Genomic DNA, 21,148 nt, shown 5'->3' on the forward strand with positions numbered 1-21,148 from the left:
CGTCCCACCCGATCCGCCGTTCGTCCCGATCTGCCGCCCCACCCGATCCGCCGTTCGTCCCGGTCCGCCGGACCCGGCCCGGGCCGAGCCGAGCCCCCCCCCCGCCCCCCCCCCCCCCCCCCCCCCCCCCCCCCCGGGCCCCCCCCCCCCCCGGGGGGGGGGGGCCCCCCGCCACGGGGGTGCCCGGGATCAGCCGTGGAGGTAGACGATGCCGAGTTTGGTGAGCTGCCAGAGCTGGGTCGCGGCGCCGGTGTCGGTGGCGAGTTCGACGGCGGGGTTGCCCTTGGCGTCGAGGGTGGTGCCGGGGGCGATCACCTTGGTCGGGTCCTGGGAGTCGGCGATCTTGTAGCGGCCGCCGCCGGCCGGCTTGAGGACCCAGTGCTGGTTGCCGCCGCCGTTGCAACGCCACTGCTGGATGCGGGTGCCGGCGGCGGTGGAGGCGGCGTTGGCGTCCAGGCACATGTCCCGGTTGCCGCTGAAGTCGAGCTCGTAGCTGCCGCCGGCCTTGGCCTCCAGGACGAAGGACTGGTTGAGCCCGCCGGTGGCCGGATAGGTGATGGCGGCCCGGCCGTTGGTGGAGTCGCCGTAGGTGCCGCCGCCGGTGAGGTCGAGCGCGTTGCCGCTGGCCGCGTTGGTGAGCTGGTACCAGGAGCCGTCCTCGGGGACGTCCGCGAACGGCTGCCCGGGGGTGAGCGGCTGGATGGAGGTGGTGTTCTGCTGGTTGAGCGTGCAGTAGGCCTGCGCCAGTTCGGGCTTGGCGAAGAACTGGCCGAGGCAGACGCCCTCGCCTCGGTAGCCGGCCACCCTCAGGTGGTACGACTGGCGGACCATGTTCATGCACAGCCCGGGGATGCCGATCTGCGAGTCGCAGCCGTTGCGGGCCCACTCGGCGAGGTTGATGACGTCCCCGTTGCTGTACTCGTACGGGGAACTGGTCCACTCCGCGCAGACCTCGTGGCCGAAGGCGACCCGCCGCTGGTCGAGGTAGCGCACGCCGGGCACCTGCTCGGCGGCGCCGCGCAGCGCGTCGCTGAAGGTCGGCACCACCCAGTTGTGGCCCCAGGCCAGGTCCTCGGGGAAGGCCGGGCAGCCGTCGGCGACCTTGCCGAGGTAGTCGTTGCGCCGGATGTCCGGGGTGATCGGATTGAAGTACGACTGGTAGACCAGCTGGTACGAGGAGTCGGCGTAGCCCGCCTTCCGCATGGTCTGCCGGATGTTCTGGAGCGCCGCGACGACCTTGGGCTGGACCCGCTTGGCGCGCTGGACGATCTCGTCGCTGCCGATGGTGTCGCGGCAGCCCTGGTCCTTGGGGATCGGGAAGTACTGCGCGAGGCAGTGCATCATGATCCCGCTGAAGTCGAAGTCGTCGTTGGCACCGATCGTGACGACGACCATCTTCACGTCGTACCTGCCCGCCGCGTCGGCGAGTTTGACGTCCTGTTTGGGCTCGCCGAAGTCGCCGCTGCCGGAGCCGGTGACCTTGGCGAGTTCGGGATCGCTGACCAGGTCGCCGGTCTGGGCCCCGGAGCAGGCGAGGTCGATCGGGGTGACCCCGGGGATGTCGGTGACGAAGATCTCCGACTTGGGGTGCCGGTGGCAGTAGTTGGTGGGGCTGTCGGTCTCCGGGAAGTAGCCGTCGTTGGTGTCGGTGCCGGCGCCCTCCCCGGAGATGGCGCTGTCGCCCAGGGCGACGATGGCGGCCGGGCGGGTGGCGCCGGCCGCGGGGGCCGGGTCGGCGAGGGCGGCGGGGGCGCCGGCCAGGCCGAGGGCGGCGACGAGGGCGCCGGTGGCGAGCAGCGCGCCGTACGGGGAGCGGCGCGCCACCGTCCGGGGCCGCCGCGCCGCTGTCAGTCGGGACCTGATCACACGCGACTCCTTGCGGGGGGGGGTGGGGGGCCGCCCGGCCGGGCGCCGAGCGGCGCGGAGCAAGAAAGGTGAGCAGGTCTCATATTCTAGGTACTGACAAGTAACGCAACAAGGCTTGTGACACCGCCGGAACCTGATGCCCCGGCACACCCTCGGACATGCGGAGAGCCGCCGCCCCGCGCCCCAGGAGGGAAGCGCGGAACGGCGGCTCGTACCGGCCGAACCGGGAGCAGGATCAGCCCAGGTTGGCGCAGTGGTTGCCGAACGCCGGGTTCAGCAGGCCGATGATGTCGATGGTGTTGCCGCACAGGTTGACCGGCACGTGAACCGGAACCTGAACCTGGTTGCCCGAGATGACACCGGGGGAACCCGCGGCGACACCCTCGGCGCCGGAGCTGGCCATCGCGGTGCCGGCGCCGGCGGCCACGATGCCCACCACGGCCGCGCCGACGGCGGCGGTCTTCTTGATGCTCATACGAGCCTCCTGACTGTTCATACAGAGATGCACGGGGAGTGCGACATCAAGAACGACACCCACCCGGGCCGGTTGCGACAGTGGACGCACTGTCACCCATCCGGCCCAACGGGGACGGCGACCGGCATTCGGGTGATCAGCGGACCGGACCGTTTCCCCTCGCGCGGTGCCTCGTTCTCTCTGGCGGAACACGATCCACCCGGCCCCCTTCACACGAATCGAGTACCGCCCATGCGCAAGCTCGCCCACGGCGTCGTCGGCACCGCGGCCGGCGCCGCCCTGCTCGCCGCCGGCGCCGGCGTCGCGTCCGCCCACCACCTGCACGGCGCGTCCGCCGAGGGTGTCGCGGCCGGCTCGGCCGGCGTGGTCTCGGGCAACTCGGTGGAGGTGCCCGTGCACATTCCGCTCAACGTGTGCGGCAACTCGATCGACGTGGTGGGCCTCCTGAACCCGGCGTTCGGCAATAACTGCCTCAGCGCCTGACCGGGAATTCCCCTGGTCGCACCTCCGCCCGAACCGCTCCCGGCCGTGCGGGAATTGTTCGCGAGGTGCTGGAACAACGCGGCGGCCGCGTCGACGCCCGAGCCATGGGCGAAACACGCCGGTGTGCGCCGCCGGAGTGACAATCACGGCAATCCCCAGAAGCCAGCGGGTGAGTATTCGTGCTCGCCCGGCTCCCGACATTTCCCATCCGTCGGGCAGAAAACGGAGGAAAGACATGCGCAACTTCAAGAAGGCCGCCGTCCTGTCCCTGGCCGCCACCGGTCTGGTCCTCGGTGCCGCCGGCGGTGCGTTCGCCAGCTCCGGCGCCGAGGGCGTGGCCGCCGGCTCCCCCGGCGTGCTCTCCGGCAACCAGCTCCAGATCCCGGTGCACATCCCGATCAACCTGTGCGGCAACTCCATCAACGTCATCGGCCTGCTCAACCCGGCGTTCGGCAACACCTGCGTCAACGCCGGCTGAACCGGCCGTCGCCGCACCGGCGACAGCTGATTCACCGAGTGCCGCGCCCCGCGACGCCGGGGCGCGGCACGCTCCACCCGTGTGTGATCGAGGAGATCAACCCCCATGCAGAACGTGAAGAAGGCCGCCGTCCTGTCCGCCGCCGCTGCCGGCCTGGTGCTCGGCGCGGCCGGGTCCGCCGCCGCCAGCTCCGGCGCCGAGGGCGTGGCCGCCGGCTCCCCCGGTGTCGTCTCCGGCAACCAGGTCCAGATCCCGGTGCACATCCCGGTCAACCTGTGCGGCAACTCCATCAACATCGTCGGCCTGCTGAACCCGGCGTTCGGCAACAGCTGCGCCAACGTGGAGCTCCCCCCGCCGCCCGCGGACGACTGCTGATCCCCGATCGGCACCCGTTCCGGCCGTACTGCCCCCCGACCAGCCGGCCGGGGGGCAGTTCGGCATCCCCGGGCGGCCGGTGGCCGTCCGGCCCCCGATCCACCGAAGGGTGATCCGCATGGTTTCGAAGAAGAGCGGGGCCTGCCTGGTCGTCGCCGTCGGCGCCACGGTGCTGCTCGGCGCCGGCTCGGCGCAGGCCGCCACCACGACCGATTCGGCCCCCGCGTCGGGCCCGGCCAAGCTGGCGAAGACCGATGTCGGTCAGGCGCTGAACGGGACGACCTCCGGCCTCGGTTACGGGCTCGCGCCGGTCAAGGACCTGCGCCTGGACCCGTGGGCGAACTCCTCGGCCGACGTGCTCAACAACGGCGCGACCGTCAAGCCCGACCAGGGCCTGGCCCCGGTCGGCACCGGCGGGCTGACCGGCCCGCTGAGCGCGGGCGGCGGCATCCGGGACCTCCCGCTGGTCGGTGGGCTGACCGGCGTGCTGCCGGGCTGAGCCGCCCGGCGCAGGCGGGAGCCCGGCACCCCGGTCGCGTCCGGGGTGCCGGGCTCCACCGTGCCCGGAGCCGCTGGGCTCAGAGCTGGGTCAGGTCGGTCAGGCCGGTCTGCTGCACCACGCCGGTGGTGGTCGCGGTGGTGGTCGCGGCCAGGTCGCCCACCTTGTCGGTGACCGAGATCGGGTGGTCGTCGTCGCCGAGGCTGGCAGTGGCGCCCGGAACGGCCTGCACCGTGCCGGTGACCAGTCGCGGGTCCACCTCGCCCACCTTGAGCCGGCCGTCGGCCAGCTGGCCGGTGCCGTCCTGGACGAGGGCGAGCGGCTTGCCGACGGCGAGGCCGGGGGTGTCGGCGTGCAGCGGCGCGGCCGGGGCCTCCAGCAGCACCTGGCCGAGGTCGGCGCCCTGGTCGACCAGCGGGAGCGGCAACTGGGCCTTGGCGCTCGGGCCGACCTTCCCGGTCTGCAACTCGGGCACCAGCCGGTCCGGGATGAGCTCGGTGCTGGTGGTGCGGCCGGGCGCCGGCGGCAGGAGCAGCGAGGTCGGGATGCCGGCCGTGACGCGGCTGCCGAGCGGGGTGAGCGGCACGTCCGCCGGGACCTGCTGGGTGGCCAGCTTGTCCTCCAGGGCACCGACCTGGTCGGGGCTGACCGGGGCGGCACTGGCCGCTCCCTGGGAGGCGAGCATGCCCGCACCGACCGCCAACAGCATCGCGCCGGCCCGCTTGGAGAACTTCATGCTTTTCACCGTTCTGCCTGTCCGTACTGGAGATCCCTGAAGGGAGGGGCTGCGGGGCGCAGCCCGAAAGCAATCTGCCTCAACGAGTGACCGTGAGTACGGATTGCGGCGGTTAACCGGTTCGGCCTAATAATCCGACCGGAAACCACTCTTCGACGCGCCTCCCGGACTCTTTTCAAAAATCCCCGTAACCTTCCGTGCCGTCATTCTTTGATCTGGACGTCAGTGACTGCAGACCGGGTCTGAGCGTTCTACGCGTTGTACGCACGGAAACCAAGAGCATTTCAGAGAGGGATCTCCCCATGATCCAGAAGTCCTTCGCCGCCGCCGGCCTGGCCGTCGCCGCGCTGGCCGCCGCCGCCGCGCCCGCCTCGGCGATCGGTGACGCGGACGGCGCCGCAGCCTCCATCGAGGGCAACGGCGGCACCAACTTCACCGGCACGGTCGGGAACAACAGCCCGAACTTCCACTTCCTGGACAACGCGAACGTCTGCCTCCCCGAGATCCACAACATCGCGGTGGGCGTGCTCGGCGTGGCCGTCCCGGTCGAGGTCCCGATCGCCAACAGCGGTGGCAAGCAGTACTGCACCCAGGGCCAGGGCACCCAGAGCCACGGCGACGCGGGCGTGTCCCACCTGATCGGCTGACCGTTCCCCCCAGCTGCACTCCCCTGAACCACCCTTCGAATCGCTCCCCGATTCACCCCTCGAGAGGAAAACCGGAAATGATCAAGAAGTCCCTCGCCGCCGCCGGCCTGGCCGCCGCCGCCATCGCGATGTCCGCCGGCTCGGCCTCCGCCATCGTCGACTCGGACGGCGCCGCCACCTCCGTCCAGGGCAACGGCGGCACCAACCAGACCGGCACCCACGGCAACGGCAGCCCGAACTTCCACACCCTGGACAACGCGAACATCTGCCTGCCGGAGGTCCACAACATCGCGGTCGCCGTGGTCGGCGTCGCGGTTCCGGTCGAGGTGCCGATCCTGAACAGCACCCCGAAGCAGATCTGCAACGTCGGCCAGAACACCCAGTCCTCGGGCGACGCGGGCGTTTCGCACCTGATCGGCTGATCAAGGGGCACGGCACGGACGGAGGGCCCGGGGAGGTACGTCTCCCCGGGCCCTCCGGGCGCTACGGGCGCTACGGGCGCTCGAGGCGCCACGGGCGAGGTGTCCGGCCGACCGCCGCCGAACAGGCGCGGACCGGCCGGGTGAGCGGACGTTCGGACCGGCGCGTGGGGTGCCGACCCGAACGGCCGGATGTGATCACGTGTCAGAGGCAGCGCCCGCCGGGGCGCTCCGAAAGAGAGGGCATTTCCATGAAGAGCAAGCTGGCCAAGGCCGCACTGACCGCCACCGCCGCGCTGGCGCTCGCGGGTGCCGCCACCCCGGCGTTCGCGCACGTCGGCTTCGCGGGCGGCGGCGAGTTCGTCGCCTCGGGCGACCAGCCGTTCGTGGCCGGTGCCGGCTTCGGCGTCGGCCACACCAGCGACGTCATCGCCGGCGGCTTCGGCGGCGGCGCCGCCACCTCCACCGACGTGATCGGCGGCGGCGAGGGCTTCGCGCACATCAACGGCTGGAAGTAGAACCCGGAAGGCCGGGCCGCCCCCCACGGGGAGCGGCCCGGCCTTCTCGTTGCCCGCACCGCCCCGAGCGAGCCCGAGGCGAGCGGGCGAGTGACCGCCGACTACTTGAGCATCGCGGCGGCCTCGACCGCCCAGTAGGTGAGGATCTGCTCGGCGCCGGCGCGGCGGATCGAGGTGAGCGTCTCCATGATCATCCGCTCCCGGTCGATCCAGCCGTTCGCCGCGGCCGCCTCGACCATCGCGTACTCGCCGGACACCTGGTACGCGGCGACCGGCACCGGGGAGGCGTCGGCGACCTGGCGCAGGATGTCCAGGTAGGCCATGGCCGGCTTGACCATCACCAGGTCGGCGCCCTCGGCGAGGTCCTGCTCCAGCTCGCGCAGCGCCTCACGGGCGTTGGCCGGGTCCTGCTGGTAGCTCTTGCGGTCGCCCTTGAGCGAGGAGCCGACCGCCTCGCGGAACGGCCCGAAGAACGCCGAGGCGTACTTGGCGGTGTAGGCGAGGATGCCCACGTCCTGGTGCCCGGCCTCGTCCAACGCCCGCCGGATCACGCCGATCTGGCCGTCCATCATGCCGGACGGGCCGACCAGGTGGACGCCCGCGTCCGCCTGCACCCGGGCCATCTCGGCGTAGCGCTCCAGGGTGGCGTCGTTGTCCACGCTGCCGTCGGCGGCCAGCACGCCGCAGTGGCCGTGGTCGGTGTACTCGTCCAGGCAGAGGTCGGACATGACCACCAGGGCGTCGCCGACCTCGGCGACCACGTCGCGGATCGCCTGCTGGAGGATGCCGTCCGGGTTGGTGCCCTCGCTGCCGGTGGCGTCCTGCACGGCCGGCACGCCGAACAGCATCAGGCCGCCCAGGCCCGCCTCGGCCGCCTCCACCGCGGCCTTGCGCAGGGTGTCCCGGGTGTGCTGGACCACGCCCGGCATGGAGGTGACCGGGACGGGCTCGCTGACGCCCTCGCGGACGAACAGCGGCAGGATCAGCTCCGCCGGGTGCAGCCGGGTCTCGGCGACCAGGCGGCGCATCGCCGGGCTCTGGCGCAGCCGGCGCGGGCGTACGTACGGGAATTCAGCGGACACGGCTTCTCTCTCCGAACGGTTGTGCAGTGCCGGGGGCGACGGATCGCCGCCCCCGGTCCCGAGGGTGTCAGCGGGCCTTGCGGCGCGAACCCGGACGGCGCTCGCTGGGCCGGTAGACCGGCTCGCCGGCGGCCGTGGCGGTGTCGCGGCGCCTGGCCCCGAAGTCTGCCAGCGCCTGGGCCAGCGCGGCCGCCGACGGCGCCGGGGCCATCACGTCGACCCGCAGGCCGTGCTCCTCGGCGGTCTTGGCGGTGGCCGGGCCGATGCAGGCGATGACCGTGACGTTGTGCGGCTTGCCCGCGATGCCGACCAGGTTCCGCACGGTCGAGGACGAGGTGAAGAGCACCGCGTCGAAGCCGCCGCCCTTGATCGCCTCGCGGGTCTCGGCCGGCGGCGGCGAGGCGCGCACCGTCCGGTACGCCGTCACGTCGTCGACCTCCCAGCCCAGCTCGACCAGGCCGGCCACCAGGGTCTCGGTGGCGATGTCGGCGCGCGGCAGCAGGACCCGGTCGATCGGGTCGAACACCGGGTCGTACGGCGGCCAGTCCTCCAGCAGGCCGGCCGCGGACTGCTCGCCGGAGGGCACCAGGTCCGGCTTCACGCCGAAGTCCACCAGGGCCTGAGCGGTGGTCTCGCCGACCGCCGCGACCTTGATCCCGGCGAACGCGCGGGCGTCCAGGCCGTACTCCTCGAACTTCTCCCGGACCGCCCGGACCGCGTTCACCGAGGTGAAGGCGATCCACTCGTAGCGGCCGGTGACCAGGCCCTTGATGGCCCGCTCCATCTGCTGCGGGGTGCGCGGCGGCTCGACCGCGATGGTCGGCACCTCCTGCGGCACCGCGCCGTACGAGCGCAGCTGCTCGGACAGGCCGGTGGCCTGCTCCTTGGTGCGCGGCACGAGCACGTTCCAGCCGAACAGCGGCTTGGTCTCGAACCACGAGTGCGAGGACCGGTGGGCGACCTGCTCTCCCACCACGGCTATCACCGAGGTCGCCGGGTCCACCGGGGCGGAGACCGGCGAGGGCAGCACCCGGGCGGCCTTCAGGTCGGCGGCGATGGCGGACAGGGTGGAGGTGAAGGTCCGCTGGCGGGTGGTGGTGCCGGAGAGCGTGGCACTCAGCGCCGACTCCGGCTTGCGGCCGTTGGCGACCAGGGCGCCCGCGGTGGCCGGCAGCTGGCCCAGGGTGGTCCGGACCACCAGGGTGGTCTCCGGCGCGCCCAGGTCCACCGGGCTGCCGGCCAGCAGCGCGGTGCCGTCCACGAAGCGCACGTCGGTGCCGGCCGCGCCGCGCAGCGGGACGCCCGCGTACGCCGGGACGCCGACCGACTGGGCGACGCCCGGGATCACCTCGAAGGGGATGCCGTCGCCGGCGCAGCTGAGCATCTCCTCGGCGGCGCAGCCGTCCAGGCCCGGGTCGCCGTCGACGGTGCGGACCACGTGCTTGCCGGCCCGCACGGCCTCGGCGACCAGCCGGGCCAGGTCGAAGTCCGCGCCCTCGGCGGCCGGGGTGTGCACCTGCACACCGGCCGGGCAGTGGGTGCGCACGGCCGCCGCGGTCAGCGGGTCGGCGACCAGGATGTCGGCCGAGGACAGCACCTCGACCGCGCGCAGGGTCAGCAGCCCCGGGTCCCCGGGGCCCGCGCCCAGGAAGGTGCACCGTCCGGTGGCGGACTGGCCGCCCGGGAACGGGGTTTCGGTGGCGGCGGTGGGGCTCATCGGGCTCGCTCCCCCATCAGGGTGGCCGCGCCCGCGTCGAGCAGCCGGGCGGCCAGCGCGCGGCCGAGGGCCGTCGCGTGCTGCTCGGCGGTCTCGTCGAGGACGATCGGACCGTTGGCGGACATCTTCAGCAGGGCGGCGCCGTCGGGGTCGCCGACCACGCCCTCCAGCCGCAGTTCGTTCGGTCGGACCCAGGTGGCCAGCGCGGCCACCGGAGCCGAGCAGCCGGCCTCCAGGGTGGCCAGCAGGGCCCGCTCGGCGACCACGGCGACCCTCGTGGGGGCGTGGTCCAGGGCGGCGAGCGCGGCGGTCAGGTCGGTGTCGGCGCTGGTGCACTCGATCGCGAGCGCGCCCTGGCCGGGGGCCGGGACCATCAGCTCCGGGTCGAGGTGCTGGGAGATCTCGGCGCTGCGGCCGAGCCGGTTGAGGCCGGCCGTGGCCAGCACCACCGCCTCCAGCTCGCCGCTGGTCACGTAGCCGATCCGGGTGTCCACGTTGCCGCGGATCGCGACGGTCTCCAGCGCGGCGCCGCGGGCGGTGGCCCAGGCGTTCAGCTGGGCCATCCGGCGCGGCGAGCCGGTGCCGATCCGGGCCGGGCGGCCGGCGCCGGCCAGCTTCTCCACCAGCTCGTCCAGGGTCAGGCCCTCGGCGGCGACCAGGGCGTCCCGGGCGTCCTCGCGCTCGGGGACGGCGGCCAGCGCCAGGCCCTCCGGGGCGGCGGTGGGCAGGTCCTTGAGCGAGTGCACGGCGAAGTCGATCCGGCCCTCCAGCAGCGCGTCCCGCAGGGCGGAGACGAACACGCCGGTGCCGCCGATCTGCGCCAGCGCCTCCCGGGAGGTGTCGCCGTAGGTGGTGATCTCGACCAGCTCGACGGGGCGCCCGGTGACCCGGGTGACCTCGCGGGCCACCATGCCCGACTGGGCCATGGCGAGCGCGCTGCGCCGGGTGCCGAGCCGCAGGGTCGCGGTGGCGGCCGGAGCCTGCTCCGTGATCGGTTGACCATTCATGAGGTGATCGTCCCGGTGGTACTCGTGGGATGGCTGACGGTTCATCTGGCGCCCCCGCCCGAGGGCTGGGGGCCGCCGACGGGTGTGCCCGACACGGCGTGCACGGCCGCCGGGTCGAGGTCGAACAACTCGCGCAGCGCGTCCGCGTAGGAGGCGCCGCCGGGCTCGGCGGCCAACTGCTTCACCCGGACGGTCGGGGCGTGCAGCAGCTTGTCGACGACGCGGCGGACGGTCTGGGTGATCTCCGCGCGGGAGCGCTCGTCCAGGTCGGGCAGCCGGGAGTCCAGCCGGCCCAGCTCGGCGGAGACCACGCCGGAGGCCATCGCCCGCAGCGCGACCACGGTCGGCGCGATCCGGGCGGCCCGCTGGGCGGCGCCGAAGGCGGCCACCTCGTCGGCGACGATCCGGCCGACCTGGTCCACGTCACCGGCGCCGGGGGTCGCGGCGTGCGCGTGGGAGAGGCTCTCCAGGTCCACCAGCAGGGCGCCGGGCAGCTCGTGCACGGCGTGGTCGACGTCGCGCGGCATGGCCAGGTCGAGCAGGGCGAGCGGCTGGTCGGCGGTGCGGGCGGCGACCGCGGCGGCCACGTCCCCGGCCTTGACCACCACGCTGGCCGCGCCGGTGCAGGAGATCACCAGGTCGACGTCGGCCAGCGCCTCCGGCACCTTGGCCAGGTCCAGGGTGCGGGCCACGCCGGAGCCGAGGATCTCGACCAGGCGCTCGGCGCGGGCCGGCGTCCGGTTGGCGATCAGCACGTCGGTGACGCCGGAGCGGACCAGGGTGGCGGCGGCCAGCGAGCTCATCGAGCCCGCGCCGACCACCAGCGCCCGCTTGCCGGCGATCTCGCCAGCGCCCGCCGCGACCTGCTCCAGGCCGAAGGTCACCAGCGACTGTCCGGCCTTGTCGATGCCGGTCTCGCTGTGCGCCCGCTTGCCGACCCGCAGCGCCTGCTGGAACAGCTCGTTCAGGCCGCGCCCCGCGGTGTGCTCCTCCTGCGCGGTGGCCAGCGCGTCGCGCAGCTGGCCGAGGATCTGGCCCTCGCCGACCACCATCGAGTCGAGGCCGCAGGCCACCGAGAACAGGTGGTGGACGGCGCGGTCCTCGTAGTGGACGTAGAGGTGGGAGGTCAGCTCCTCCAGGTCCACCCCGCTGTGATGGGCGAGCAGCAGCGACAGCTCGGCGACGCCGGCGTGGAACTTGTCCACGTCCGCGTACAGCTCGATCCGGTTGCAGGTGTTGAGCAGCGCGGCCTCGGCGACGGTCGCGGTGGCGGCCGCGTCGTGCAGCAGCCGGGTCGGCACCTCACCGGTCAGCGCGGCGCGCTCCAGCACGCCGACCGGCGCCGTGCGATGGCTCAGTCCAACGACGAGAAGACTCACGCCCGCCCCCAGGTCCCACGGTTGTCCGTACTCATGCCGCCCCGCACCGCTCGGCGGGCGCTTCGCACGACCTGCGTCCTGCGGCTGACTCGCTCGCTCATGCGGGCATCACCGCGGGGAGATCGCCCTCCCCGCCCTTGCCGGACTGGCCCTGCTCGGCCTGGTCCTTGGCCGCGGTCTCGGCGGTGCCGCGGCCCTTGCCGCTGCCGCCCGCCGCGCGGCGCAGCTTGGCCGCCGCCGCCCGGACCGGGCCCGGGGCGCGGTCCAGCACCGACTCGGTGCGGTCCGGCTCCTCGCCGGCCTTGCGCTGCTCGTGGAAGGCCAGGATCTGCAGCTCGATGGAGAGGTCGACCTTGCGCACGTCCACGCCGTCCGGGACGGTCAGCACGGTCGGGGCGAAGTTGAGGATGCTGGTGACGCCGGCCTCCACCAGCCGGTCGCAGACCTGCTGGGCGGCGCCGGGCGGGGTGGTGATCACACCGATCGAGACGTGCTGGCTCTCGACGATCGACTCCAGCTCGTCCATGTGCCGCACCGGCAGGCCGGCCGCGCTGCCGCCGACCACGTTCGGGTCGGCGTCCAGCAGGGCGGCCACCCGGAAACCGCGGGAGGCGAAGCCGCCGTAGTTGGCGAGGGCGTGGCCGAGGTTCCCGATGCCGACGATGACGACCGGCCAGTCCTGGGTCAGGCCCAGCTCGCGGGAGATCTGGTAGACGAGGTACTCGACGTCGTAGCCGACGCCGCGGGTGCCGTAGGAGCCCAGGTAGGAGAAGTCCTTGCGCAGCTTCGCCGAGTTCACGCCGGCGGCGGCGGCCAGCTCCTCGGAGGAGACCGTCGGCACCGAACGCTCGGAGAGCGCGGTGAGCGCGCGCAGGTAGAGGGGGAGGCGGGCGACGGTCGCCTCCGGGATGCCCCGGGCACGCGAGGGTCGGCGCGCGGCGCCCTGGTCGGGCGTCTGCGAACTGCTCTGTGGTGATCGGCCGATTGCCACGGTGCTCCTGTGGGTGAAGCTGGGCTTTGGCAGCCAGGCTATGCGTTTGTGAACGTGTGCACAAAGATGGTGTCCGTTTTGTCCCCACACAGTGATGCGCATCACGCCGTCGAGCCCATAGCACCGCGCTCCGTCGGGAGGACGGCCGGGGCGGGCACCCCGGGCAGCCACGGGCCGTACGGCGCCTCCCGGCGCACCAGCGGGACGGGCGTGCCGGACGGGCGGGAGCGGGCCCGGCCCAGCCGCGGCCAGGGCACCCGGGCCGCCTCGCGCAGCGGGCCCGCCCAGTCGTCCGGCGGGCAGGACGGGACGCCGACGCAGTGCCGCAGCAGCTCGGCGGTCACCCGGGCGTCACCCAGCGCGGTGTGCGCCGGGTACCAGCCCAGGCCCGCCGCCTCCACGCAGGCCGCCAGGCCGTGGCCGCGGGCCTGCGGCAGGTGGGCGCGGGCCAGCCGCATCGTGCACAGCAGCGGCACGGGCGGCAGCGCGACCCCGATCCGGGCGAACTCGCGATCCAGGAATCCGTGGTCGCAGCTGACGTGGTGACCCACCAGCACCCGGCCGGCCAGCAGCTCCAGCAGCCGCGGGGCGATCTCCCGGAAACGCGGGGCGCCCTCGACGTCCGCCTGGTGTATCCGGTGCACGTGGGTCGGACCGACCGGGCCCAGCGGGTCGAGCAGGGTGGCGAACTCCGTCTCCGGGCGCAGCCGCTCGTCCAGCAGGACCACCGCGATCTCGACCACCCGGTGCCGCCACGGGCTGCGGCCGGTCGCCTCCACGTCCACCACGGCGAAGCCCCTGGCGCCCGGCGGGGCTTCGGGCGTCCCAGGGGTCGGGCCGGGAAGCATGGCGGCACTCCTCGCGTGCTCAGCCCCCCTCGGGCTCAAACGCGTTCGATCGTAAGCCGACCAACCGGCCCCGGCCCAAGCCGGACCGGGGTGTCTTTGACAACGATTCGGCGAACCGCCCCCGCCGAGTGGCGGGGCGGCAGCGGCGGTGCGCGGGAGCGGTCAGCCGCCGAGGGCGGCGCGCAGGCGGCGCTCGTCGACCCGCCAGAAGTCGTGCTGGCGCCCGTCGATCAGGGTCACCGGGATCTGCTCCCAGTAGCGCCGGTACAACTCCTCGTCCTGGGTGATGTCCTTCTCCTCGAAGGTCGCGCCCAGCTCGCCCGTCACCCGGACGATCACCTCCCGGGCGTCGTCGCACAGATGGCAGCCGGGCTTGCCGACCAGGGTCACGGTGCGGTCGGCCGGCGCGGGCTTCGGGCTCTTGTCACGTCGCAGCAGTGGGCTCACCCGGCCATTGTCCGCCCGCCCGGCGACCGCCCCGCCGGGGCCCGGGACCGCCCGGTGTTCACCGCGCGGGCACGCCGCCGTCACGGCCGCCGCGCGCCCGGCTGGCTATGCTCGATGACATGGCCGTGCTCCGAAGGCTCACCCAGGCGAAGCGTTCCACCACCGAGCGGAGCGCCCTGGCGGGCGAGGCCGCCGCCGAGGCGGCGGCAGCTGCGCTGCAGGCCGAGCCGGAGCCGGCCACCGCCCCCGCGGAGGGCACCGCGGAGAGCACCGCGCCCGTCGGGAGCACCGCTCCGGCCGAGGTCGCCGCCGGGCCCGCCGGGAGCGCCGAGAGCTCCGGGAGCGCCGCGCCCGCCGCGGGCAGGCCCGGCAAGGCGCCCAAGGCCCCGGCCGAGAACCACACCCCCGAGCCGGGCGACCCGCGCGCCGCCGCGTTCTTCGACTGCGACAACACCATCCTGCGCGGGGCCGCGATCTTCTACCTCGGGGTCGGCCTCTACCGGCGCGGCTTCCTCACCCGCCGCGACATCGCCCGGTTCGCCTGGCAGCAGGCCTGGTTCCGGCTGAACGGCGCCGAGGACCCGGAGCACATCTCGGACGCCCAGCACACCGCGCTCGGCCTGGTCGCCGGGAAGAGCACCGCCGACCTGGAGGCGATCTGCGAGGAGGTCTTCGAGCAGGTCGTGGCCGACAAGATCTGGCCCGGCACCCGCGCCCTGGTCCAGATGCACCTGGACGCCGGCCAGCGGGTCTGGCTGGTCACCGCCGCCCCGCTGGAGGTGGCCCGGGTGATCGCCCGCCGGCTCGGCATGACCGGCGCCCTGGGCACCGTCGCCGAGGCCGACGGCGGCCGGTACACCGGCCGGCTGGTCGGCGAGCTGCTGCACGGCCCGGCCAAGGCGGCCGCGGTGCACGCGCTGGCCCGGCACGAGCGGCTGGACCTCGACCGCTGCGCCGCGTACAGCGACTCGGCCAACGACATCCCGATGCTCTCGCTGGTCGGCCACCCGTACGTGGTGAACCCGGACGGCGCGCTGCGCCGCCACGCCCGGGCCCAGGGCTGGCGGGTGCGGGACTTCCGGACCGGCCGGAAGGCGGCCCGGGTGGGGCTGCCGGCCGCGGCCGCGCTCGGGGTGCTCGCGGGTGCGGCCGCCGCCGGGGTGGCCCTGAACCGCCGCCGCCGCTGCGCCTGACGGGCTTCCGCCACCCCCGGTCGCGCCCCCAGCCGACAGGCCTGCCCGCGGCCTCCCCACGGCCTCTCCACGCGGGTGACCGGCCGTCAACCAGGCCTCTGACCTGGCCCCTCGTACGGGCGAACTCCCGTTTCCGGTACGGCTTTCCGGCCCAATGAACGAACCTGTCACCCGGTGACTGGTTCTGATCGTTCGCCAGACCGGGAAAGTCGGGGGTTGCCGGGCCTCAAGACTGGGAAACCACCGGCCTAACCGCCGAATTGGTCACCCTGGGCGCCCGAACGGTCACGTTGGGCCGGATGAACGATGACAGGTCCGGTCAGTGTCAGCCGAATATGCGCGATAAATGGATCCCAAACGACCACTTCGACCACACGGTGTAGCTGTCATTGCACAAAGCGTTATTCTCTCCTGGATGCACGTCACCCACGCGCCCCGCTCGAACGGGCGGCGCGGGAGTGCTCTCCGCGCAGGCGGAGGTGATCCGTCCACAGTTCTGCCTCTGGGAGTCCCGTGTACCCACCCGTCCGGAACGACGCGCCTGCACCCTCCCGCCCGTCGTCCGCGCCCCTGCGCCCCCGCACCGGCCTCCGCGGCCGCCCCGTCGCCGACCGGCAGATCTCCACCGGCCTGGACCTGCTGCGCAACCTGCTCCGCAGCCAGCTCGCCGCCTCGCCCCAACTCGTCCCCGCCGGGGCTCCGTTCGGCCACCCGCACGGCTCCGGCCTGGCGCTGCGCACCACCGCCGCCGGCTCCACCGGCACCGGCTCGCGCGGCCGCACCGGCAGCACCGGCGTCGGCCGCGGCCGCGCCCGGACCGCGCCGAGCCCCGGCTACGAGACCGAGCACAACCCGATCATGGAGCTGGTCGAGCGGGCCCAGGCCGGCGAGAGCGAGGCCTTCGGCCGGCTCTACGACCACTACTCGGACACCGTCTACCGCTACATCTACTACCGGGTCGGCAGCCGGGCCACCGCCGAGGACCTCACCAGCGAGACGTTCCTGCGCGCGCTGCGCCGGATCGGCACCTTCACCTGGCAGGGCCGGGACTTCGGCGCCTGGCTGGTGACCATCGCCCGCAACCTGGTCGCCGACCACTTCAAGTCCAGCCGCTTCCGGCTGGAGGTGACCACCGGCGAGATGCTCGACTCCAACGAGTGCGAGCGCAGCCCGGAGGAGTCGGTGCTGGAGTCGCTCTCCAACGCCGCCCTGCTGGACGCGGTGCACCGGCTCAACCCGCAGCAGCAGGAGTGCGTGACGCTCCGCTTCCTCCAGGGGCTCTCGGTGGCCGAGACCGCGCGGATCATGGGCAAGAACGAGGGTGCCATCAAGACCCTCCAGTACCGCGCCGTCCGCACCCTGGCCCGACTGCTGCCGCCGGACGCCCGGTGAGGCCGCGGTGACCGGGGGCGGCATAGCCGGCGGGCGGCCCGACGGGCCGTCACCGTCCGCACCCGACCGACACGTCCGGGTGAACGGTCGATCCGATGATCAGCCGTGCGTAACCCACCGCCCGCACCACTCGTTGGCCAGCGTGCAAGTCCCCACCAGGCGTACGGTCAAGCCGAATTGCGACCTGTCACCCGATGGAGTGGCTTTGGCCCGCCGAGGCAACCGTCCGGCAGGCCGGGGTGTCGACAACGACGAAGGGAGGTGTGGCCCGTGACGGCAAACGTGCTGGAGCACCGACGGGCGAAGGCCTTCGCCGAGGCGCTGGAGGCCCACCGGGCGGAGCAGCGCGGCGCAGCGGACGCCGAATCGGCGAACACCGCTGCCACCGGCGCCGGTCCGGTCGCGATGGCCCAACTGGTCGGCCTGACCGACGCACTGGGCGCGATGCCCGGACCGGCGCTGGACCCGGAGGTACGGACCGTCCAACGCGCCCAGCTGATGGCCGCGTTCGAGCAGGCCTTCGCCGGCGGACCGGGCGCCACGGTGCCCCGCCAACGCCGGCACCGGGCCATCCGGACGGCGCCGCGCGGCCGCTGGAGCCGCCGGTTCGCGATCGGCGGGCTGGTCGCCGGACTGGCCGTCGGCAGCCTCGCCGGCGCCGCCGCCGCCAGCTCCAACGCCCTCCCCGGGGACACGCTGTACGGCATGAAGCGCGGCCTCGAAGGGCTCAGGCTCGACCTGGCGGACACCGACTCCGAACGCGGCGAACTGCTGCTCGACAACGCCGCCACCAGGCTCGGCGAGGCCAAGACCCTGGTCGGCCACCCCGGCCCGGCCACCGGGCTCAGCCCGGGCACCGTCGAACGGGTCCGCCGCGCGCTGGACGACATGCACGCCGACGCCATCAAGGGCCGCGAGCTGCTCCGCTCGGTCTACCGCAGCAACGGCTCGCTCGGCCCGATGCGCGCCCTGGCCGGCTTCGCCCAGGGCGAGGACGGCCGCTGGACCGAACTGGCGGGCCAGCTGCCCGTCCAGCTCACCCAGCAGGCCCACCTGGTCGACCAGCTCTTCGACGACATAAGCGAGGACGTCGCGCCCCTGCGCCTGGCCCAGCCCGCCGCCAAGAGCGGTGGCCCGGCCGGCACCGGAGCGGGCGGCGACACGGCCGGACCGGCCACCGGCGGCGCCCCCGCCGACGCCCCGGCGAACGGCTCCGGCCCCGCGCCCGGCGACGGCCCGGCCCAGGGCGGGGCCACCGGCGCGACCAGCGGCGGCAACAACCGCCCCGGCGGCACCGAGCGGGCCCCCGCCAGCACCGGTGCCAGCACACCCGGCGGCACCGGCGCCAAGGGCGGCGGCCTGCCCAGCACCCTGCCCAGCAGCGCGCCGGACGCCGTCAACGGGCTCGTCGGGGACCTCACCAGCGGGCTCACCGGCGGCAGGACCTCGCCGAGCGCCGCCCCGGCCCCGCCGCAGGCACCGCAGCCGCCCTCCGGCACGCCCAGCGCCCCGGCCACCAGCCAGCCGCAGGGCGTCGAGGTGCCCCCGCTGATCCCGGGCCTGCTGCCCGGGCTGCGGCTCCTCGGCGGCTGACCGGACGACGCGGGGCCCCGGCGATCCCTGGAGTTCCAGGGATCGCCGGGGCCCTCGGCCGTGTCTCGGAGGCCACGGAAGGCCCCCAGGGGGCGCGGGAACCCTACGCGGGAACCCTAGAAGAACACCGACCGCCGCTGCACCAGCAGCTTGTAGAGCGTGTGCTGGATCGTCTCGCGCACCTCGTCCGCCAGGTCGAAGACCAGCATCGGATCGTCCGCCGCCTCCGCCGGGTACCCGTCGGTGGCGATCGGCTCCCCGAACCGGATGGTCCACTTGGTCGGCAGCGGCAGCACGCCCAGCGGCCCCAGCCACGGGAAGGTCGGCGTGATCGGCACGTACGGCAGGCCCAGCAGCCGGGCCAGCGTCTTCACGTTGCCGATCATCGGGTAGGTCTCCTCGGCGCCGACGATCGAGCACGGCACGATCGGCACCTTCGCCCGCAGCGCCGAGGAGACGAAGCCGCCGCGCCCGAAGCGCTGGAGCTTGTACCGCTCGGCGAACGGCTTGCCGATGCCCTTGAAGCCCTCCGGCCAGACCCCGACCACCTCACCGCGCTCCAGCAGCGCCTGGGCGTCCTCGTTGCAGGCCAGCGTGTGGCCGGCCTTGCGGGCCAGCTCGTTGACGCCCGGCAGCACGAACACCAGGTCGGCGGCGAGCATCCGCAGGTGCCGGTGGTGCGGGTGGTGGTCGTGGATGGCGACCTGGGTCATCAGGGCGTCCAGCGGGATCGTCCCGGAGTGGTTGGCGACGATCAGCGCGCCGCCCTCGGCCGGGATGTTCTCGACGCCCTGGACCTCGATCCGGAAGTACTTCTCGGCCAGCGGGCGCAGCAGGGCGAGCAGCACCTCCTCGGTGAGCTCCCGGTCGAAGCCGAACTCGTCCACCTCGTAGTCGCCGGTGATCCGGCGGCGCAGGAAGGCCAGCCCGTCCGCGGCCCGGCCCTCCCAGCCCTTGCCGAACAGCCGGGTGGCCGCCGAACCGAGCTGCCCGGACAACGCCCCGCCGACGGCGTCGGCGAGCCGGTCGGCGGGCCCGGGGTCGTCGGGCGAGGTCCAGCTGGGGGCGGACTCGATCGGGATGACCCTGGCCTCGCCCGGCGCGTTCTCGGCTGCGGCACTCATCGCGGGTTCAGCTCCTGGGTCGGCGGGGGCGGTCGGTACGGACGGTGGGGACGCCGGCGGCCGGGGCCCGCACCGGGCCGAGCAGGGCGGCCAGCCGGTCGGTGACGGCGGCCAGCCGCTCGGGCGGCAGCAGGCCGGGCCCCTGCGCGGCGGCGAAGTCGGCGAAGGCCTCCGGGGTGGTGAACGCCGGGCGGTAGCCGAGCGTCTCGCGCAGTCGCGCGGTGTCCACCACCCGGCCGTGGGTGAGCAGCCGCAGCTGCTCCGGCGAGACGTCCAGCAGCCGGGTCTGCCGGGCCAGCCCGGCCATCCAGCTGACGGCGGGCAGCAGCAGCGGCACGGTCGGCCGGCCGAGCCGGCGGGCGCACTGGGAGAGCAGCAGGACGCCCTCCCCGGCCACGTTGAAGGTCCCGGTGTTGACGGTGCCCGGCTCGGCCTCGGCGGCGGCCCGGCAGAGCACCGCGACGGCGTCGTCCTCGTGCACGAACTGGAGCCGGGGGTCGTAGCCGAGGACGGTCGGCAGCACGGGCAGCGCGAAGTACTCGCTGAGCGGGGTGTCCGCGCCGGGGCCGACGATGTTGGCGAAGCGCAGGACCGTCACCGCGACGTCCGGGCGGCGCCGGGCGAAGCCGCGGACGTAGCCCTCGACCTCCGCCGCGTCCTTGGCGAAGCCGCCGCCGGGCGGGTTCTTCGGCTGGATGCGCTCGGTGAACACCGCCGGGTCGCGGGGCGCGGAGCCGTAGACGCCGGTGGTCGACTTGACCACCAACCGGCGCACCCCGGGCGCCTTCTGGCAGGCGCCGAGCAGCTGCATGGTGCCGATGACGTTGGACTCCTTCACCGCGGAGCGGTTGGTGGAGCCCAGGCCGGTGGCGCTGACGCTGAGGTGGACCACGGTGTCGACCCGGTGCTCGGCGATCACCCGGGAGACCGCCGGGCGGCGCAGGTCGAGCTGGTGGAAGCGGTACTCGGCGGCCGGTCCGTCCGGCTCCTCGACCGGCAGCCGGGGCGGCTGCACGTCCACGCCGACCACCAGGTCCACACCCGGACGACGGCGGACCTCGGCGGCGAAGCGGGCACCGAGATGGCGTGCCACGCCGGTGACGAGCACGACCACGCCCACGGTGTGCACCCCATTCCCTCGACCCGAGCGGCCTGCGTGCACCGTACCGTGCCGCCCTGCCGGGCCGTGAAACGACACCGCCCGCCCAGGCCGAGGCCTGGGCGGGCGGTGGAAGCGCCGGGCGCGCTGAGCGCGGCCGGGGGCGCTTACTTCTTGTTGCGACGCTGAACGCGGGTCCTCTTCAGAAGCTTGCGGTGCTTCTTCTTGGCCATACGCTTGCGACGCTTCTTGATGACAGAGCCCACGGAACAACCCTCGCTCACTGAGACTCTCGCCCGTGAGAGACGGAGTCCATACGACTGACGGACGGCCTAGCCTACCGTCCACGGGCCCAGGGCCGTAATCGTGCTCCCGGTGACCGGGAAACTCGCGGGGAATCCCCGGCGAACGGGGGTGGGATCCGCAGCTGCGGCCCCACCCCCGCCCACCCGGAACTACGCGCTCTCAAGCCTCACGTAGGACTCCTTGAGGTACTCGTGCACCGCCTGCTGGGGCACCCGGAAGGACCGCCCGACCCTGATGGCCGGCAGCTCTCCGCTGTGCACCAACCGGTACACCGTCATCTTCGACACCCGCATGACCGAGGCAACCTCCGCCACGGTCAGGAAGACGACTTCCTGCAAGGGGCGTTCGCCGGAACTCATGACCATCACCCGACCCTTCACCCGTGTGCAAGGCACCGGCTTCCCCTCCGGTGACTCCACCGGCACACGTGTATCCCCAGAGTAGTTATGGGTGGTACCAGTGGGAAGAGGGGAG

At 73.8% G+C, this 21,148-nt stretch carries 24 protein-coding genes; 10 read left to right on the plus strand and 14 right to left on the minus strand.

The window, feature by feature from the left end; translation table 11 throughout:
- Positions 1-189: 189 nt before the first annotated feature.
- Together ACIO9K_RS03270 and ACIO9K_RS03275 are read right to left on the minus strand one after the other, a co-directional pair.
- Positions 190-1,866: an RICIN domain-containing protein gene (locus ACIO9K_RS03270; RefSeq protein ID WP_363587793.1), complete on the minus strand. Its 1,677-nt coding sequence runs from the start codon at positions 1,864-1,866 to the stop codon at positions 190-192.
- 235 nt (positions 1,867-2,101) lie between these two features.
- Entirely contained in the window at positions 2,102-2,341 is a 240-nt protein-coding gene (locus tag ACIO9K_RS03275; protein WP_363587791.1) for a chaplin, read from the minus strand.
- A gap of 231 nt (positions 2,342-2,572) precedes the next feature.
- Here ACIO9K_RS03275 and ACIO9K_RS03280 point away from each other — a divergent pair, with 231 nt between their 5' ends.
- The 4 genes from ACIO9K_RS03280 (at position 2,573) to ACIO9K_RS03295 (ending at position 4,176) form a co-directional block, all read left to right on the plus strand.
- Positions 2,573-2,824: a chaplin gene (locus ACIO9K_RS03280; RefSeq protein ID WP_350878448.1), complete on the plus strand. Its 252-nt coding sequence runs from the start codon at positions 2,573-2,575 to the stop codon at positions 2,822-2,824.
- A 235-nt stretch (positions 2,825-3,059) separates the two neighbouring features.
- Entirely contained in the window at positions 3,060-3,302 is a 243-nt protein-coding gene (locus tag ACIO9K_RS03285; protein ID WP_380375485.1) for a chaplin, read from the plus strand.
- Between the two features lie 105 nt (positions 3,303-3,407).
- Entirely contained in the window at positions 3,408-3,677 is a 270-nt protein-coding gene (locus tag ACIO9K_RS03290) for a chaplin (protein ID WP_063348863.1), read from the plus strand.
- A 118-nt stretch (positions 3,678-3,795) separates the two neighbouring features.
- The gene (locus ACIO9K_RS03295; RefSeq protein WP_363617825.1) at positions 3,796-4,176 is read left to right on the plus strand and encodes a hypothetical protein; all 381 of its coding nucleotides are present in this window, start codon (positions 3,796-3,798) and stop codon (positions 4,174-4,176) included.
- 79 nt (positions 4,177-4,255) lie between these two features.
- Here ACIO9K_RS03295 and ACIO9K_RS03300 read toward each other — a convergent pair whose 3' ends face one another.
- Positions 4,256-4,912: a hypothetical protein gene (locus tag ACIO9K_RS03300; protein WP_363617823.1), complete on the minus strand. Its 657-nt coding sequence runs from the start codon at positions 4,910-4,912 to the stop codon at positions 4,256-4,258.
- A 302-nt stretch (positions 4,913-5,214) separates the two neighbouring features.
- On the opposite strand from ACIO9K_RS03300, the gene ACIO9K_RS03305 reads away from it, so the two are divergent.
- From ACIO9K_RS03305 to ACIO9K_RS03315, 3 genes are all read left to right on the plus strand, one after another.
- Positions 5,215-5,559 carry a hypothetical protein gene (locus ACIO9K_RS03305; RefSeq protein ID WP_030232098.1) on the plus strand — a complete coding sequence of 115 codons (345 nt, stop codon included), beginning with the start codon at positions 5,215-5,217 and terminating at the stop codon, positions 5,557-5,559.
- A 77-nt stretch (positions 5,560-5,636) separates the two neighbouring features.
- Positions 5,637-5,981 (plus strand): rodlet layer protein, encoded by a 345-nt coding sequence (locus tag ACIO9K_RS03310; RefSeq protein WP_363587783.1) that lies wholly within the window; start codon positions 5,637-5,639, stop codon positions 5,979-5,981.
- Between the two features lie 248 nt (positions 5,982-6,229).
- Positions 6,230-6,496 (plus strand): hypothetical protein, encoded by a 267-nt coding sequence (locus ACIO9K_RS03315; protein WP_063348859.1) that lies wholly within the window; start codon positions 6,230-6,232, stop codon positions 6,494-6,496.
- Positions 6,497-6,597: 101 nt separating this feature from the next.
- On the opposite strand, the gene hemB is transcribed toward ACIO9K_RS03315, so the two are convergent.
- The 7 genes from hemB to ACIO9K_RS03350 all read right to left on the minus strand — a co-directional run bounded on the left by hemB (position 6,598) and on the right by ACIO9K_RS03350 (position 13,967).
- Positions 6,598-7,578, minus strand: coding sequence for a porphobilinogen synthase (gene hemB / locus ACIO9K_RS03320; RefSeq protein WP_363587781.1), 981 nt, complete (start codon positions 7,576-7,578; stop codon positions 6,598-6,600).
- A gap of 67 nt (positions 7,579-7,645) precedes the next feature.
- Entirely contained in the window at positions 7,646-9,295 is a 1,650-nt protein-coding gene (locus ACIO9K_RS03325; RefSeq protein ID WP_400326694.1) for a uroporphyrinogen-III synthase, read from the minus strand.
- A complete protein-coding gene (gene hemC, locus ACIO9K_RS03330) occupies positions 9,292-10,302 on the minus strand; it encodes a hydroxymethylbilane synthase (protein ID WP_400326697.1) in 1,011 nt (336 codons plus the stop codon). Before hemC ends, ACIO9K_RS03325 begins: the two co-directional genes overlap by 4 nt.
- Positions 10,303-10,343: 41 nt before the next feature.
- The gene (locus tag ACIO9K_RS03335; RefSeq protein WP_400326700.1) at positions 10,344-11,681 is read right to left on the minus strand and encodes a glutamyl-tRNA reductase; all 1,338 of its coding nucleotides are present in this window, start codon (positions 11,679-11,681) and stop codon (positions 10,344-10,346) included.
- Positions 11,682-11,778: 97 nt separating this feature from the next.
- Positions 11,779-12,666 carry a redox-sensing transcriptional repressor Rex gene (locus tag ACIO9K_RS03340; protein ID WP_363587805.1) on the minus strand — a complete coding sequence of 296 codons (888 nt, stop codon included), beginning with the start codon at positions 12,664-12,666 and terminating at the stop codon, positions 11,779-11,781.
- A 107-nt stretch (positions 12,667-12,773) separates the two neighbouring features.
- Positions 12,774-13,520, minus strand: a complete 747-nt coding sequence (locus tag ACIO9K_RS03345) for an exonuclease domain-containing protein (RefSeq protein WP_400326703.1) — start codon at positions 13,518-13,520, stop codon at positions 12,774-12,776.
- Between the two features lie 162 nt (positions 13,521-13,682).
- On the minus strand, positions 13,683-13,967 hold the full coding sequence (locus ACIO9K_RS03350; RefSeq protein ID WP_350878435.1) for a glutaredoxin family protein: 285 nt from the start codon (positions 13,965-13,967) through the stop codon (positions 13,683-13,685).
- Between the two features lie 119 nt (positions 13,968-14,086).
- Between ACIO9K_RS03350 and ACIO9K_RS03355 the strand changes: the two genes are divergently transcribed.
- From ACIO9K_RS03355 to ACIO9K_RS03365, 3 genes are all read left to right on the plus strand, one after another.
- Positions 14,087-15,160: an HAD-IB family hydrolase gene (locus ACIO9K_RS03355; protein ID WP_363617811.1), complete on the plus strand. Its 1,074-nt coding sequence runs from the start codon at positions 14,087-14,089 to the stop codon at positions 15,158-15,160.
- 570 nt (positions 15,161-15,730) lie between these two features.
- The gene (locus ACIO9K_RS03360) at positions 15,731-16,552 is read left to right on the plus strand and encodes an ECF subfamily RNA polymerase sigma factor, BldN family (RefSeq protein ID WP_363587803.1); all 822 of its coding nucleotides are present in this window, start codon (positions 15,731-15,733) and stop codon (positions 16,550-16,552) included.
- A 270-nt stretch (positions 16,553-16,822) separates the two neighbouring features.
- Positions 16,823-18,145, plus strand: a complete 1,323-nt coding sequence (locus ACIO9K_RS03365; protein WP_363617809.1) for a DUF5667 domain-containing protein — start codon at positions 16,823-16,825, stop codon at positions 18,143-18,145.
- 116 nt (positions 18,146-18,261) lie between these two features.
- On the opposite strand, the gene ACIO9K_RS03370 is transcribed toward ACIO9K_RS03365, so the two are convergent.
- The 4 genes from ACIO9K_RS03370 to ACIO9K_RS03385 form a co-directional block, all read right to left on the minus strand.
- Positions 18,262-19,269, minus strand: a complete 1,008-nt coding sequence (locus ACIO9K_RS03370; RefSeq protein WP_363587769.1) for a lysophospholipid acyltransferase family protein — start codon at positions 19,267-19,269, stop codon at positions 18,262-18,264.
- A gap of 7 nt (positions 19,270-19,276) precedes the next feature.
- Complete coding sequence (locus ACIO9K_RS03375) at positions 19,277-20,389, minus strand: NAD-dependent epimerase/dehydratase family protein (RefSeq protein ID WP_363618043.1); 1,113 nt, start codon at positions 20,387-20,389, stop codon at positions 19,277-19,279.
- A 146-nt stretch (positions 20,390-20,535) separates the two neighbouring features.
- Positions 20,536-20,634, minus strand: a complete 99-nt coding sequence (locus ACIO9K_RS03380) for a 30S ribosomal protein bS22 (protein WP_003948845.1) — start codon at positions 20,632-20,634, stop codon at positions 20,536-20,538.
- 189 nt (positions 20,635-20,823) lie between these two features.
- The gene (locus ACIO9K_RS03385; RefSeq protein ID WP_063351305.1) at positions 20,824-21,033 is read right to left on the minus strand and encodes a helix-turn-helix domain-containing protein; all 210 of its coding nucleotides are present in this window, start codon (positions 21,031-21,033) and stop codon (positions 20,824-20,826) included.
- Between the last annotated feature and the right edge of the window lie 115 nt (positions 21,034-21,148).

The organism is Kitasatospora sp. NPDC087271 (assembly GCF_044744605.1).
In the GTDB taxonomy this organism is placed as follows: Bacteria; Actinomycetota; Actinomycetes; order Streptomycetales; family Streptomycetaceae; genus Kitasatospora.